15 protein-coding genes are annotated in these 14,180 nt (G+C 49.5%); 8 read left to right on the plus strand and 7 right to left on the minus strand.

The genetic code is table 11. The features are described 5' to 3' along the window. Positions 1-18 precede the first annotated feature (18 nt). Together D1627_RS09325 and carB are read right to left on the minus strand one after the other, a co-directional pair. A complete protein-coding gene (locus tag D1627_RS09325) occupies positions 19-303 on the minus strand; it encodes a DUF4834 family protein (RefSeq protein ID WP_119431989.1) in 285 nt (94 codons plus the stop codon). Positions 304-956: 653 nt separating this feature from the next. Next, the gene (gene carB / locus D1627_RS09330) at positions 957-3,770 is read right to left on the minus strand and encodes a carbamoyl-phosphate synthase large subunit (protein WP_119431990.1); all 2,814 of its coding nucleotides are present in this window, start codon (positions 3,768-3,770) and stop codon (positions 957-959) included. A 222-nt stretch (positions 3,771-3,992) separates the two neighbouring features. Between carB and D1627_RS09335 the strand changes: the two genes are divergently transcribed. Together D1627_RS09335 and D1627_RS09340 are read left to right on the plus strand one after the other, a co-directional pair. Continuing rightward, positions 3,993-4,271 carry a hypothetical protein gene (locus D1627_RS09335; protein WP_119431991.1) on the plus strand — a complete coding sequence of 93 codons (279 nt, stop codon included), beginning with the start codon at positions 3,993-3,995 and terminating at the stop codon, positions 4,269-4,271. Positions 4,272-4,505: 234 nt separating this feature from the next. After that, positions 4,506-4,910, plus strand: a complete 405-nt coding sequence (locus D1627_RS09340) for a hypothetical protein (RefSeq protein ID WP_119431992.1) — start codon at positions 4,506-4,508, stop codon at positions 4,908-4,910. Between the two features lie 57 nt (positions 4,911-4,967). On the opposite strand, the gene D1627_RS09345 is transcribed toward D1627_RS09340, so the two are convergent. Beyond that, positions 4,968-5,621 (minus strand): DsbA family protein, encoded by a 654-nt coding sequence (locus D1627_RS09345; RefSeq protein WP_119431993.1) that lies wholly within the window; start codon positions 5,619-5,621, stop codon positions 4,968-4,970. Between the two features lie 118 nt (positions 5,622-5,739). On the opposite strand from D1627_RS09345, the gene D1627_RS09350 reads away from it, so the two are divergent. The 4 genes from D1627_RS09350 (at position 5,740) to D1627_RS09365 (ending at position 9,500) form a co-directional block, all read left to right on the plus strand. Next, the gene (locus D1627_RS09350) at positions 5,740-7,098 is read left to right on the plus strand and encodes a lysophospholipid acyltransferase family protein (RefSeq protein WP_119431994.1); all 1,359 of its coding nucleotides are present in this window, start codon (positions 5,740-5,742) and stop codon (positions 7,096-7,098) included. 193 nt (positions 7,099-7,291) lie between these two features. Continuing rightward, on the plus strand, positions 7,292-7,588 hold the full coding sequence (locus tag D1627_RS09355) for a hypothetical protein (protein WP_119431995.1): 297 nt from the start codon (positions 7,292-7,294) through the stop codon (positions 7,586-7,588). Positions 7,589-7,670: 82 nt separating this feature from the next. Continuing rightward, a complete protein-coding gene (locus tag D1627_RS09360) occupies positions 7,671-9,191 on the plus strand; it encodes an HTTM domain-containing protein (protein ID WP_119431996.1) in 1,521 nt (506 codons plus the stop codon). An 84-nt stretch (positions 9,192-9,275) separates the two neighbouring features. Next, positions 9,276-9,500, plus strand: coding sequence for a hypothetical protein (locus D1627_RS09365; RefSeq protein ID WP_147383261.1), 225 nt, complete (start codon positions 9,276-9,278; stop codon positions 9,498-9,500). 146 nt (positions 9,501-9,646) lie between these two features. On the opposite strand, the gene D1627_RS09370 is transcribed toward D1627_RS09365, so the two are convergent. Together D1627_RS09370 and D1627_RS09375 are read right to left on the minus strand one after the other, a co-directional pair. Next, positions 9,647-10,093, minus strand: a complete 447-nt coding sequence (locus D1627_RS09370) for a hypothetical protein (protein WP_119432512.1) — start codon at positions 10,091-10,093, stop codon at positions 9,647-9,649. 63 nt (positions 10,094-10,156) lie between these two features. Continuing rightward, positions 10,157-11,245 carry a DUF3616 domain-containing protein gene (locus tag D1627_RS09375; RefSeq protein ID WP_119431998.1) on the minus strand — a complete coding sequence of 363 codons (1,089 nt, stop codon included), beginning with the start codon at positions 11,243-11,245 and terminating at the stop codon, positions 10,157-10,159. Between the two features lie 89 nt (positions 11,246-11,334). On the opposite strand from D1627_RS09375, the gene msrA reads away from it, so the two are divergent. Then, positions 11,335-11,835: a peptide-methionine (S)-S-oxide reductase MsrA gene (msrA, locus tag D1627_RS09380; RefSeq protein ID WP_119431999.1), complete on the plus strand. Its 501-nt coding sequence runs from the start codon at positions 11,335-11,337 to the stop codon at positions 11,833-11,835. 79 nt (positions 11,836-11,914) lie between these two features. Here msrA and D1627_RS09385 read toward each other — a convergent pair whose 3' ends face one another. Both D1627_RS09385 and D1627_RS18650 read right to left on the minus strand, forming a co-directional pair. Continuing rightward, on the minus strand, positions 11,915-12,361 hold the full coding sequence (locus tag D1627_RS09385; RefSeq protein WP_119432000.1) for a hypothetical protein: 447 nt from the start codon (positions 12,359-12,361) through the stop codon (positions 11,915-11,917). 309 nt (positions 12,362-12,670) lie between these two features. Further along, positions 12,671-13,459, minus strand: a complete 789-nt coding sequence (locus D1627_RS18650) for a phosphatase PAP2 family protein (protein ID WP_119432513.1) — start codon at positions 13,457-13,459, stop codon at positions 12,671-12,673. A gap of 138 nt (positions 13,460-13,597) precedes the next feature. On the opposite strand from D1627_RS18650, the gene D1627_RS09395 reads away from it, so the two are divergent. After that, positions 13,598-14,158 carry a DUF4864 domain-containing protein gene (locus tag D1627_RS09395; RefSeq protein ID WP_119432001.1) on the plus strand — a complete coding sequence of 187 codons (561 nt, stop codon included), beginning with the start codon at positions 13,598-13,600 and terminating at the stop codon, positions 14,156-14,158. Positions 14,159-14,180: the final 22 nt, after the last annotated feature.

A 14,180-nucleotide genomic window follows, 5' to 3' on the forward strand; every position in this document is an offset into this window, starting at 1 on the left:
GGTTGAAAGATAGTAGTTTTATTTTACTTCTTCATAATCCACATACTCTCCGCCGTTGAAACTCTTGTCTTTTGGCTGGTCGGGGATGTAGTCTATTTTGATATCGCCTTTGGCGCGGCCGTTTGCGTTGTGGCTGCTTTGCTGCTGCTGTGCTTGGCGCTGCTGGTTTATGTTAGAGTAGAAAAAAGTGCCGTTGCGCATACTTTTCTTCAGGAAAAGGCCGAGTAACCACCTAAACAAGGTAGGGGCAATCATTCTAAGGAAGAAAATAATGAGTAAGGTGGTGAATATGAACTTAATCATGGTAAAGCTTTCTCTTTTTGATACATAGGGTGCACTGCAAAAACAGTACCCAATCCTTCATACAACTCCTTTGCCAGGCTTTTGTTACCTGACGTTTTGGCGGTGCCCTGCAAAGATAAGGACTACAGATTGGAAATGCAGCTTTGGCAAGGTTAGTTCCGGTTTGCTTAGGGAGCTATGCTTTTGTTAGCTCACTTATACTTTGGTTATACTTTATACTTACAGGTATAAACTTTTATAGCTGCTCTTCTGGCGCAAGCGCCCACTTGTGCCTACTTGCAACTGAGGCCAAGCTATATCTTTTCTAGTTACAGTTTGTCCATGGCGCTACAACCTGTATGTTTTCATTTTTTTGGCTTTGGTCCCTTCTCGGGAGGGGACAAGGAGTGGGTTTACACATATGAGCACAGCTCGTGACCTATCCGCGCGATGGCTGTACAATGAAGCTTTTACCTTGATAGTTTCAGACTCTTGCCCCTCCTTTGATAAGGCAGGGGTGGTTGGCCCCGGTAATACAGACAACCTCCTTCCACTGGTTTTCAAGTATAGTTATTCATATCAGAGCCATATTGAGACTAAGTATAACCGAGGTCCTAAAACAAAAAGCCCTTCCCTGAAAACAGGAAAGGGCTTAAGTATAATTTCACAGATTCTTACTTACTCAAGTATAACTTTCTTTCAGAGTATACTTTGGTAAAGTAATCGTCTTGCAGATCGTCAATGAAGTAGATGGCCTCGCCAGTGGATTTCATCTCCGGCCCCAGCTCCTTGTTCACTTCCGGGAACTTGTTGTACGAGAACACAGGCACCTTAATGGCATACCCGTGCTTGTACGGATTAAAGGTAAAGTCCTTTACCTTCTTATCTCCCAGCATAATCTTGGTCGCGTAGTTGATGTATGGCTCGCGGTAGGCCTTGGCAATGAACGGGAAGGTGCGCGAGGCACGAGGGTTCGCCTCAATGATGTATACTGTCTCGTTCTTGATGGCGAACTGGATGTTGATCACACCTACAGTCTGAAGGGCCACCGCAATCTTCTTAGTATACTCTTCAATCTGCTTGATCACCTTCTCGCTCAGGTCAAACGGAGGCAGCACGGCATAAGAGTCTCCGGAGTGAATACCGGCTGGCTCAATGTGCTCCATGATACCGCAGATGTATACATCCTCGCCGTCGCAGATCGCGTCGGCCTCGGCCTCAATGGCGTTATCAAGGAAGTGATCGAGCAACACTTTATTACCTGGGTGGTCCTTCAGGAGGTCGATCACGTGGGCTTCCAGCTCTTTCTCGTTGATCACGATTTTCATGTTCTGGCCACCCAGTACGTAGCTTGGGCGCACCAACAGCGGGAACTTTAACTCCTTGCTTAGCTCCAGCGCCTCCTCTGCCGTCTCAATCACAGCGAACGGCGGGTACGGAATGCTCAGGTCGCGGAGCAAGGCAGAGAACGAGCCACGGTCCTCGGCTAAGTCTAGGGCTTGGTAGCTTGTTCCGAAGATCTTGATGCCGAAGCGCTCCAGCTTTTCGGCCAATTTCAGGGCTGTCTGCCCGCCCAGCTGCACTATTACGCCTTCTGGCTTTTCGTGCAGAATGATATCGTAGATATGCTCCCAGAACACTGGCTCGAAGTACAGCTTGTCCGAAATGTCGAAGTCTGTGGATACCGTCTCTGGGTTGCAGTTGATCATGATGGTCTCGTAGCCGCACTCCTTGGCCGCCAGCACGCCGTGCACGCAGCTATAGTCGAACTCGATGCCCTGCCCGATGCGGTTCGGGCCGGAACCCAGCACCACTACTTTCTTTTTATCAGACACTACGCTCTCGTTCTCCCCATCGAAGGTGCTGTAGTAGTAAGGTGTGTTCGCCTCGAACTCAGCCGCACAGGTATCCACCATTTTGTAGACCCTAGTAATGCCCAACTCGGTGCGCACGCTGTGCACTTCGCTTTCCTTGCAGCGCAACAGGTGCGCAATCTGGCGGTCGGCGTAGCCTTTTATCTTGGCCTCGCGCAGCAACTCTGCCGGTATGGTGGCCAGGCTATACTTCTCAATCTCCTTCTCCGTCACGTCCAGCTCCTCGATCTGGTTCAGGAACCATGGGTCGATTTTCGTGAGCTTCTGGATGGTGCTGGTCGGGATACCGATGCGCATGGCGTCTTTGATGCTGAACAGGCGGTTCCAGCTTGGGTTGGCGAGGCTATAAATCAGCTCGTCGTAGTTGGTCTTCTCCTTGCCGTCCGCGCCAATGCCGTTTCGCTTGATCTCCAAGCTCTGGCATGCCTTCTGCAGCGCCTCCTGGAAGGTGCGGCCAATGCCCATCACCTCACCCACCGATTTCATCTGCAGGCCCAGTTTGCGGTCTGCGCCCGGAAACTTATCGAAGTTCCAGCGCGGTATTTTCACGATCACGTAATCCAGGGCAGGCTCGAAGTAAGCCGACGTGGTTTTGGTGATGGCGTTTTTCAGTTCGTCCAGGTTATACCCGATGGCTAGCTTAGCTGCTATCTTCGCGATTGGGTAACCGGTAGCTTTGGAGGCCAGCGCCGAAGAGCGGGAAACGCGCGGGTTAATCTCAATGGCGATGATGGTATCGTCTTCTGGGTTCACGGAGAACTGCACGTTACAGCCACCCGCAAACTGCCCGATACCGTTCATCATTTTGATGGCCAGGTCGCGCATCTGCTGGTATACCGTGTCGGGCAGCGTCATGGCCGGGGCCACCGTAATCGAGTCGCCGGTATGCACACCCATCGGGTCGAAGTTCTCTATAGAGCAGATAATGATCACGTTGCCGATGTTGTCGCGCAGCAGTTCCAACTCATACTCCTTCCACCCCAGGATGCTTTGCTCCACTAGCACCTCGTGCGTAGGCGAAGCATGTAAGCCGCGTGTTAAGGCTGCATCAAACTCCTCGGGGGTATGTACAAAGCCACCACCGTAGCCACCCAGCGTAAACGACGGACGGATAACCAGCGGGAAGCCAATCTCCTGTGCAATCTCTTTTCCTTCCAAAAACGATGTGGCTGTCTCGCCCTTGCACACGTTCACGCCAAGCTCCAGCATCTTCAATCGGAACTCCTCGCGGTCCTCGGTTGTCTCAATCGCTTTGATGTCCACGCCGATGATTTTCACGCCGTACTTTTTCCATATACCGGCTTTGTCACAGTCTATGGCAAGGTTCAGGGCGGTCTGGCCGCCCATGGTTGGCAGCACGGCATCAATTTGGTGCTTCTCCAGAATCTCGATGATGTACTTCTTCTCCAACGGCTTCAGGTACACATGGTCGGCCGTTACCGGGTCGGTCATGATCGTGGCTGGGTTAGAGTTGATGAGAATGACTTCTATTCCCTCTTCGCGGAGCGAGCGGGCGGCTTGTGAGCCAGAATAGTCGAATTCGCAGGCCTGGCCGATTATGATAGGACCAGAACCAATAATTAAAACGGATTTGATGGAGGTGTCTTTAGGCATTGGGATGGTATGTATAAATTGCCCAAAGTTACCGCAAAATGTTTTGGCACGCAAAAGGAAAAATCCCTGGATGCATATTTACTACCCTATTATAGCATCTTTTAAGCTAGCTTTAATTTCTAATTGAGCCGTATTTTATCCCTTCCCGGCATGTGAGGGCATATTATGACTTATCAAAAGTGATCAATAAAAAGATGGAAATATAAAGTATATCCGGCCAACATGTACATAAATCCTCTATCGCACGTAAGCTACAAGTATAAACCATACTTTATTTCACTTATGGCCCCAAGACAGGATGATCATATAACAAATGCAGACGAGAGCAAACGCCTGCCCGACGAAAACCCGGAACCACTGGCTGGCTCCCTGAAAAAGGAAACAGACATTATGGATGGTGAATACGAAGGCAAAGAACAAGGTGGTAACGTAGCCGCCAAGAACGAAGAGGACACCAGAAAACTGGATGGCAGCAACGCCAACAACCTGCGCACCAAGTAGCGCTTTAGCCTTACTAGCCATACAAAAGCCCGACCCAGATAACTACTGTTCTGAGTCGGGCTTTTGCTTATGTAGTATGGCTAGCATGCCAGCTATATTAAAATTAGCATGCACACTCACATTTAAAAAAAACAATTTTATGCAGCTCAATTAATATCAATATTAGTATTTAATGTTTTGAAGTCAACAGATTAAACACTAATATTAGGATATCTCAATGTCATACAAGTTCTTATGGTTTTATCGGACACACCATATATACATGTAGAGTATTACCCTGCGCACAACGTAATCGTGACGCAATGGTATGCTCACTGCACGAGCCGTGAGTACCGTAATGCGTTGAATCGTTTTTTGGCTTATGTTACCTCCATGGACATATCTTACGCCATTGCCGACAGGCGCCTATTGCCTCCCCTGCCTCCAGAAGACACCCGCTGGACCCTCACAGAATATATTGAAGACTTTAAAAAGTTGCCGCTAAAACGATTTGCCATTATTAATTCGTTTGACCCTGCCGCCAGCACCCAGGTGCAAGAGTTTATCCATAACAAAGCGAACCCGCTGCCCTTTGAGGTACGGGTTTTTGAGGACCTTACCTCTGCGTATGACTGGTTGATAGAAGACCAGCAAAAGTAAGGCCCTTCCCGAGCCTTGTATATGGCGCATACGGGTAGTATAGGTTGCACCTACTGCTTATCTCCCCGCCTCGCCAGCGTCCTGCTCCAACTGCTGCAGGGCAGCCAAAAGCTGCTCGTAAGGCATGTAGCCCCGGGCCACTAAGTATAGTTTTTCCCAGGATTGGCAGATAACAGCCGGGAAACCTGTAATCCCCCAGTTTTCTACCAACTCAAAATCCTGCCTCGCCTTTGCCAGAAACTCTTTATCTGTAAACTTTCGCTTAAAGTCACCCTCGTCTGCGCCGAAAGCACGCACTACAGGCAGGTATACGTCCACTTCGTTCAGGTCTTTGCCTTCCTCAAAATGCAGCCTCTGGATTGCCGTGGCCATAGGCAGTTGTTGGTCCGGGAAGTAGTCCTTTAGTATGGCTAGTGCTATGGCAGGCGGCTCAGAGTTGCTTTGGTAGGTGCCCTTGTCCAGTATCTCGCGGTGGTAAGTATCTGTTAATTTCACACCGGCAACCTCCTCTAGCCGCGGGGCCGCCTGGCGTATAAAGCTGGCCATGCCGCTAATCGGGCGCACGTTCTCACCGCGAATCATGCCGCCGCTTAAGGCTACAAAATCATACTTTTGGTTATGCTCTTTATAGAGGCGCTCCATAACGGGGCTCATGCCATAGCACCAGCCACACAGGGCATCCTGAACATAGTATATTGTTTGGTTTTTCATCAGATCAGGTAATTTGTTTTGTTTTCAACTCCGCAATGGGGCAAAGGTTTTCCAAAGATTGCCAAGCAGCTATGGCGGCAAAAAGCTATCTTGCTTTTTTGATTGTTACAGAGCCCTTATGCTTTACGCCATACTTAAGTTTATTTACCGGGTGGGTCTTCAGGTGTTTTTCCGGAAGTTTGAGGTGCGTAACCGCCACCTGATACCTGCCCAGGGTCCCCTGCTGGTCGTAAGCAACCACCCTAATACCTTCATGGACCCAATCGTGATTGCCTCGCTACTGCGCCAGCCAGTATACTTTATTGCGAAAGGGACAGTGTTTGGCTCGGGTTTCCAGAACTGGATGCTGCGCCAAATGCACCTCATCCCAATACATCGGCGCGAGGACAACCCTGACCAGCCTATCAGCAACGAAGAGGCTTTTTCGGCTAGTTTTCGGGCGTTGCGGGATGGCCAAACGCTGCTCATTTTCCCGGAAGGCAACAGTTTCAACCAGCGCCGCCTGCGCAAGATTAAAACAGGCACGGCACGCATTGCCTTGGGCGCCGAGGCAGAAAACAACTACACATTAGGCGTAAAGATACTGCCAATAGGGCTGAATTACTCAGCGCCTACTCGGTTCCGCAGCAATGTTTTTGTGAACATTGGTGAGCCGATAGAAGTTGCCGATTACCTGGAAGCCTATGTGCAGGATAAAAAAGCGGCTACCGTAGCCCTGACGGATGAAATCAGAAACTGCCTGGAAAGCCGCATTATCCATACCCCAACCGACGAGGAAGACACGCTGGCGCGCCAAGTAGAAACACTGTACAAAAAACGACTCGCTGCCACCATTCCTGCCACTGCACCGCCGCACATTCATGATTTTATACTTACCAAAGCTATAATTAGAGGCATAAACCATTTTAGCCAGGTGGCACCCGAGCGGGTCAATGCCATTAAGAAAGAGATCAACCACTATACCCTGCAGCTAAAGCGCCTCCGGCTGCACGATGCCCTGTTAGGTAAAGGCCCTACAACCATACTTCGTAAGAGCGCCATCGGATTGTTTTTCCTATTGTTAGGCCTACCTATTTACCTGTATGGGTTGCTGCATAACTACCTTCCCTACATTATCCCCTCCAGGGTGGCACGCGCTGTAACCAAAGAGGAGGAGTGGTATGCGCCTATTATGCTCACTGTTGGCATCTTTACCTTTCCGCTATTTTATTGGCTGGAAGTATGGTTGCTCTCGCAATGGATAGATATGGAAGGATTGATTCTAGTGCTTCACTTGATTACCCTGCCACTGAGCGGCTTTTTTACGCTTGGCTACTGGGATACGCTGCTCCACACCCAGGCACACTGGCTGTTGCTCCGGATGTTTTTTCAGCGCCGGCGCCTGATAGAGCAATTACAGAAGGAGCGAGAGCACATAATTGCACAGCTAGAACAGGCCCGTGTAGAGTATCTTGCACTCCAAAATACGGGTTCTTAACAACCTTCCCTCGTAAAAGACTCCTTCCTTTTACCAGCACGATCTGCACCTATACCTTGCACCCAGCCGTCATTAGCTAAATAACTATTAAGCCCATAAACAAACATTGCACTGGAAATCCACCTTAACTCCCACTGCTCGTAAAAGTAAGGCTAGTATTAAATCTTATACTGGTTAAAACAGACAACAAGCTATGAAAAAGACCTTTGTAAACTGCGCTGCAGCCCTTGTAGTATCGGGCTTACTATTTAGTTGCACCACCTCTGACTCCACCACGGATTCTGAGGCAGATATAAATTCTGAAACCGGCACCATGGATGATGATTACGGCTCCACCACAACCGGCACAACTACGGGAACAACAACCGGTACCACGACTGGAACAACCACCGGTACCACAACCGGAACAACAACCGGTACCACAACCGGAACAACCACCGGTACCACGACTGGAACAACCACAGGTACAACCGGGACTACAACCATGTAGCTAATTACTGAACGGTAATACAGATATAAAAAGGCAGACACTCGCGGGTTTGCCTTTTTATGTTTCTTAACACAGCACATGCATGAAGTATCTGGAGCAATACTTACGACATGTTTTTACGGTAGACCTGCGGGCACTAGCCCTGATGCGCATCTGGCTCGCTGGCATAGTCCTGCTTGACCTGGCTATACGGGCAACAGACCTGGAAGCGCACTATGCTAACACCGGGATCTTGCCCCTGCACGTGCTGCACCAATACCTTTGGCTACCACAATACTTCTCGCTTCATGCACTTAGCGGGCAGTGGCAGGCGCAGCTATTGCTTTTTGTACTTGCCGCCCTTGCTGCTTTTAGCCTTTTGCTGGGGTATAAAACAAGAACAGCCACTGTAGTAAGCTGGCTGCTTTTGGTTTCGCTGCAGAACAGAAACCCGATGATTACCCAGGGCGGCGACAGCTTGCTGCGCATGCTTCTGTTCTGGGGCATGTTCCTTCCGTGGGGCAGATATTACGCTTACGATGCCATTAATTCTGTTAGAACAAGGCTCACTGAGCAAACAACCAGCTATTTCAGCCCGGCCTCGATAGCGTACATCCTACAGATTGCCTTAGTATACTTTTGCACCGGGCTACTGAAAAACTCACCGGAGTGGCGCACCGACGGCACAGCTTTATACTATGCCCTCAGCCTGGATCAAATCCTGATGCCCGGTGGCAAGTTGATCTACCAATACCCTGATCTGCTGCGCTTTTTAACCCTAGCTACGGTGTACACCGAACTTATCCTCCCCTTCCTGCTGCTTATTCCGTTTTATACTAAATTCTTCCGGATGGTGGTGGTCGGCGTGCTAGTGAGCCTGCATATTGGCATCAGCCTTACGTTGTTTGTAGGCTTGTTTTATCTGATAAACATTGCCTCGGTAGCGGGACTGCTCCCGGCATCATTTATGGATTGGATTGACAGGCGCCTGATGGCTTCGTATAGGCGCTTGCGAAGCGGGCAGTTTTGGCCACTGGTCTCGTACCTGGATAAGCTGCCCGGCATCCGGGTGTCGGTGCATCTGCCGAACCGTGCAAGCGCAACGCGCCTACGCCCATACTTTCTGAGTGCATTTATAGTGTTTTCCCTGCTTTACAGCATCTGGTGGAACTTAAGCACCACCAACCTGCCGCTCCGCACGCTGCCTGATAGCAGCCGTTGGTTTGGCTACCTGCTACGCCTCGACCAGCACTGGGGCATGTTTTCCCCGACTGTTTTCAAGGATGATGGTTGGTATGTGCTGGAGGGCAAAACCGCGACAGGCAATATTATCGACCTTAACCAAGAAGGTAAGGCATTAGACCATGTTAAGCCTGCCTCTGTTATGGCGCTTTTCAAAAACGACCGCTGGCGGAAATACTCCGAAAACTACTTATTCGTTTCAAACTCATACTTGCGGCCTTACTACTGCAATTACCTGGTGCGCCGCTGGAACGAGGCACATCCGCAAGCGCCAATCAAAAACTTAGAGGTAGTGTATATGCTGGAGCCCTCGCTACCAGACTATCAGGTAGCCACTCCAACCCGCCAAGTGCTTTGCTCTTGTGCCAATGCCCCAGAGTGAAGGTATAACACAAATAACCTGATCGGTTTTAAAGAAAGTAACGTACAAGTGTAATCTTTTACAACCCTTAAACTGAATATGATCATGAAAAAAACTCACATTGCTATACTTGCCGCTGCTGTTTTTATGAGCACCAGCCTTTACAGTTGCTCTTCTGAGACCACGACAGGCGTAGACACAGAATCTACTGAAAACGAACTGGATGGGCAACCTAATGATGAAAACGAAGGCAGCATGAGCCAAGACAACGTAAGCCCGCTAGACACTGCCAGCAACGCAACAGGCGACACTACGGGCATTAACCACTAAATGGCGCGCAAGTTTTTGGGGCCAAAGTAAAATCAGCAACATTACTGATTTAACCTGCTCTGTAAAGTATGAACCTCACCAAACACAAGGTGGGCCGGCTTCTTAAGAAGCCGGCCCACCTTGTGTTTTATTAAGTGATACCAGAATCAATCTTCGTCGCTGCTGAGTGCGTGGCCTACAGCAGCTGCCACCATACCGCCCAGCAAGTAATACCCGATGGTCATGGCCTGCGTTTTATGGGTTTTGTTACTTGGTTCTTCGCCTAAGCCTAGTGGCCCTGGCAAAAATACGGCTCCTGCTCCGGCAGCGGCACCAAGTATGGCCCCGCGCCACCAGGCATCTTTGCCTGTACCCGCTAGGCTGTAAAAAAGGGAGTTCGAAAGCATGTCTCCGGCGAGCGCCCAGTTGTGCAGTTCCTCCTTGTTCTGTGGCGGCTCTTCACCGGCCTTTTTCATAATTTTGGTGATGGAGCGCATCCCGAGCACATCCATTCTGGGGGCATCCGGCATCAGACGCCGTGCAGTTTCGTGCAATAGGGTTAGGGCACAGGCTCCTGCCAGCCCCCCAACCATTGCTTTTATCGCATTGTTCATAGTTTTATACTTTTGGTTTGCATGGTTGCTGTTGAGGTATATAGGCAAAATGCTACCATAAGGTTACATGTGTCGCAACTGCAACACGTCGGCCTTAACCGCCCCCTCCCCTACCTTGCGGGCTTTTACGGGGCTATCAAAAACTACCAGCACGTGCTTCTCATCCAAAATGGCCAGCCCTTCGGCTTTGTCTTTCCCTGAGTTTTTACCGGTACCATGTGGTATTTCGCAGAGCCGCTCCAGTTCATTGTTATGCAATAGCTGCTCCTGCTGTCCAACGGCATTTCGCCAGCGGTAAATGGCGATTACGCCATCTAAATCCATGGTTGGGCCAGCAAGTATGTACAAGTCTTCATTAAAGAAGCGAAGCTCCCGGATGCCTTTGCCGCGCAAGTTCAAGAAGTGCTTTTTGTATAGCCTGCCGTTTTCCAATTTCTCCAGGTGCAGTATTCCTTTTTTATCTTCTTTGGCCTCTACTTCCAGCACCACGGCCCAGCCGCGCAGCACTGGGCCACGCAAACCAATAAAAATCCGGTCACCGAAAATAGCCAGCCCTTCTACATCGAAACCGTTGTCCTTACCCGATATATCCATAAAAGCAGCCAGGTGCTCGTCTTGCTCCAGTATCTCGGTAAGCATACTGCTGTGGCTGTTGCCTCGGACTTGTGCGGCGCACAAGGTGTGCATGGGGTTGTCGGGGTTCTGAGCAAAGCGGTGCAGCATATACTCTCCGCTTTCCTTATCCTGCAGAATGGGGATGCGCGCCAGCAGGTAGCGGTTGGGGTCGTTCTTTACCCTGGCAAGCCTTTTAACTTGCTTCGCAATAGACTGGTGGCGCTTGGGCTTGCTGCGCTTCAGGCTATGCGATCCCATAATCCAGAGGTAATGGTTCGCCATACCTATCCCTTCTATGTCAATTCCTGACCCTTTTCCGCCAGGCAAACTCAGGAAATCCTCCAGGTTAAACGAGTAATGGGCAGCAAAAGAGCCGTCGGGTTGCAGCGTCAGCCGCTCAATTGTTGTGCGCTCATCACAGCTGAGCCACAAATTGTTATCTGTTAGAAGCACCGTAGACAGGCCGTCGCGCACATGCTTCCCTTCCGGGTTTTGACTCAGTTTTGAATCAAACGTAAGTATAACCTTCTTTTTCATTCCTCAGTTGTAAAAGATACAGGTGTATGCATTTGCACCATGGCACCTGCCATTATAACGTATACAAAACCGAACAATCTTACTAAACCATGGAATTAACTGGCAATAATCACACAGCAAAGGCTACATTCGGCGCCGGCTGTTTCTGGGGCGCCGAAATGGCATTTCAAAACCTGGATGGGGTAACCGGCACAACTGTTGGCTATATGGGCGGGCACCTGGATAATCCAACATATCAGGATGTTAGCACTGGGCGCTCGGGCCACGCTGAGGTGGTGCAGGTTACATACAACCCCGCTCAAATCAGTTTCGACCAACTGCTGCAGGTGTTCTGGAACTACCACAACCCGACAGAGCATAACCGCCAGGGGCCGGATGTTGGCACACAGTACCGCTCTGTAATCTTCTTCCACTCCGATGAACAGCGCGTTATCGCTGAGACTTCCAAAGAGAACTGGCAGCAGTCGCCGGAGTTTAGCGGCCGCGAGATTGTAACTAAGATTGTGCCCGCCGATACGTTTTACCCTGCCGAAGAGCATCACCAGCAGTATTTGCTGAAGCGTGGCATGGCTGGTTGCAGGGCTTCGTAGCGCTTACACCTGTAGCACAAAAAAAAGCCGGAACGTAATGTCCGGCTTTTCTGTCGTGTAGCTTAAAGTATACTCTCGCTTACTTTACTCTTGCATTTGTTGTTGATGATGAACTGTTGCCAGAAGTGTTTTGCTTTTGAGAAGAAGAGCTTGTCATGTTTTTGTTGGCCTCTTTCATCTTATCTGTTGCATTGGCGGCTGCCGAGCTAATCTGGTTTTTAACCTTATTCTTGTTCTTAGAGCTCAGTGCTAACCAACCTGCACCTAGCGCCAACGCAGCACCGCCTACGGCAGCTTTCTGAGTGGTTGTCATCTTATTGAACTTATCTGCGGCAGTGCTGCCATACTGCTTCAGTTTGCCCTGAAAATCTTTTAAACCGCCCTTGCCTGTAGTAGCCTGCTGGTTGCTGCGGCCCTGTGCGTTCTGGCTATTGCTACTTGTCGAGCTATTGCTACTTGTAGATTCGTTTGTTTTCGAGGCGTTGTTTGTAGTGCTTGTATTGTTATTATTCTTATTAACTTCCATAAGTCTTTTATTCTTTATATTTAAAAATGGTACAATTTAACTCTAGGCTTACCGCAGGTTGTTTTTTACCTGAATCCGGATGGCTTAGGTTTATTTTATCGTTAAAATCGCAGCTTAGTTACACTTATAGCTATATTTTTGACCAGTAAAACTAATATTATGATTATTGGGCAATTAGCGTAGCCACCTAACCGTGTTCATAGTCAAGTACAAAAAGGTGCATATTTAGTGTACGTAGCGCATACGTGGTGTAAAGCCTAAAATACTAGTGGCAGGAGTTCTCAGCGGGGCTTCGGCAAGTATGGCTTGTTAGTTTTGCAGGCTTTCCTGCCTATGCCTGCGATAGAGCATGACTTCTACAATGCTGATACCAACCAGCAGCCAAAACGCCCCCAGCATGAAGCCCGCCAGTACATCTGAAAGATAATGAACCCCCAAGTATATCCGGCTGAAACCAATGCCCAGTATAAAGGCCACTGCCAGCCATGCAGCCAGTCGCCTTTGCCATCTCTCATCGTAGTGGCGGTGCATAAAGTAGGCTAACAGTCCGAATAGCGCTATAGCCGTGGTAGAATGCCCACTTGGGAAAGAGAAATGCTCAATGGTATAATAGGCTACATCGGATGGGCGGGCACGGCTCACGAAATTTTTCCCTAAGCGCACCGATAGGCCTACCCCAGCCATCGTAATCCAGAAAGCAAGTATAGCCACCCACTTTTTCCGCAGCAGCAACATTACCGTAGCTATGCCGCCAATAATAAAGACGCCCTCCTGGTCGCACAGCTTGGTTAGCAGCAACAGAAACTGGCTAAGCCACTCCGTGCGTATCTCATAGAGCATGGTGCTGAATTGTTTATCCAGCACTACAACCCATTCGGCATCCAGAACGCTTTCGGTTAGCTCTGAGAGTAGCGCAATGTTTACGCCTGCCGCCACAAGTATAAGCGTAAGTGGCAACCCTATGAAGTACTTTGTATCAAAGCGGCCTTTTGCAAAGGCGGTTAGTTTAGGATAGCGCTGCCTAAACCGACGCACGGCAGGTTGGTGCAGCACCCAGTTAGTGGCATACCTTACTTTAGACGTTAATATATTTTTCATAGGCTTTTGCTGTGCAGGTATACGCAGCCAGATTCCTTTGTTTTCCGGAGCACGCTTTTGCATCATGGCAGTCAATATTTATCTCCCAAAGTTGGCTCCGCTCACAACAATCGTCATCCAGGTAAAGTACATATTTATATGCAGAAGCGAGATAAAGTGTTTGATCGGGTGATGCTGGTGATAGGCATCCTGCTGCTGGGCTTGTTCTGGGCTCAGTTTCCGGCCGCGCCTGCCCTGAGCGATCAGAACTTTGCCACGTATACTTCTGACAGTTCCGAAATCAGCCATACTTCCAAATGGACGTACCTGAAGCCAGACAAAGCGCTTTCGCCGCGCGAGGTAGTGCGCATACAGCTTAAGGCCCTGCAACAAAACGACCGCAGCGATAGCGGCGTGATCACGGTATTTAACTTTTCATCGCCCACTAACAGGATGCACCTCGGCCCCCTGGACCATTTCCGGATGATGGTGCGCGACCCGGCCTATCGGCCAATCCTGAACTTTAAAAGCTACACGCCCGGCCAAATGGTTGTATCCGGCAAAAACGCATACCAGCTTATACTCATCGAAACACCCAGCGGGCAGCAGGAAGCCTACATGTTTATACTTACCAAACAAATTAAAGGTACTTATAAAGACTGCTGGATGACTGAGGGTGTCGCGCGTATGGAACAAGCACGCCAAACCAGCCAGATTTAATTTTCCGTTAGCCACGATACAA

It is taken from the genome of Pontibacter oryzae (assembly GCF_003576375.1).
GTDB classification, from domain to species: Bacteria; Bacteroidota; Bacteroidia; order Cytophagales; family Hymenobacteraceae; genus Pontibacter; species Pontibacter oryzae.

Bases quoted from the DNA above. Each gene is read 5' to 3' on its own strand.
- D1627_RS09340 (WP_119431992.1), top strand. From the start codon at position 4,506: ATGGTTTTATCGGACACACCATATATACATGTAGAGTATTACCCTGCG.
- D1627_RS09385 (WP_119432000.1), bottom strand. From the start codon at position 12,361: ATGGAAGTTAATAAGAATAATAACAATACAAGCACTACAAACAACGCC.
- D1627_RS09375 (WP_119431998.1), bottom strand. From the start codon at position 11,245: ATGAAAAAGAAGGTTATACTTACGTTTGATTCAAAACTGAGTCAAAAC.
- D1627_RS09350 (WP_119431994.1), top strand. From the start codon at position 5,740: ATGCTTTACGCCATACTTAAGTTTATTTACCGGGTGGGTCTTCAGGTG.
- msrA (WP_119431999.1), top strand. From the start codon at position 11,335: ATGGAATTAACTGGCAATAATCACACAGCAAAGGCTACATTCGGCGCC.
- D1627_RS09355 (WP_119431995.1), top strand. From the start codon at position 7,292: ATGAAAAAGACCTTTGTAAACTGCGCTGCAGCCCTTGTAGTATCGGGC.
- D1627_RS09335 (WP_119431991.1), top strand. From the start codon at position 3,993: ATGTACATAAATCCTCTATCGCACGTAAGCTACAAGTATAAACCATAC.
- D1627_RS09365 (WP_147383261.1), top strand. From the start codon at position 9,276: ATGAAAAAAACTCACATTGCTATACTTGCCGCTGCTGTTTTTATGAGC.
- D1627_RS09370 (WP_119432512.1), bottom strand. From the start codon at position 10,093: ATGAACAATGCGATAAAAGCAATGGTTGGGGGGCTGGCAGGAGCCTGT.
- D1627_RS09345 (WP_119431993.1), bottom strand. From the start codon at position 5,621: ATGAAAAACCAAACAATATACTATGTTCAGGATGCCCTGTGTGGCTGG.
- D1627_RS09360 (WP_119431996.1), top strand. From the start codon at position 7,671: ATGAAGTATCTGGAGCAATACTTACGACATGTTTTTACGGTAGACCTG.
- D1627_RS09325 (WP_119431989.1), bottom strand. From the start codon at position 303: ATGATTAAGTTCATATTCACCACCTTACTCATTATTTTCTTCCTTAGA.
- D1627_RS09395 (WP_119432001.1), top strand. From the start codon at position 13,598: ATGCAGAAGCGAGATAAAGTGTTTGATCGGGTGATGCTGGTGATAGGC.
- carB (WP_119431990.1), bottom strand. From the start codon at position 3,770: ATGCCTAAAGACACCTCCATCAAATCCGTTTTAATTATTGGTTCTGGT.
- D1627_RS18650 (WP_119432513.1), bottom strand. From the start codon at position 13,459: ATGAAAAATATATTAACGTCTAAAGTAAGGTATGCCACTAACTGGGTG.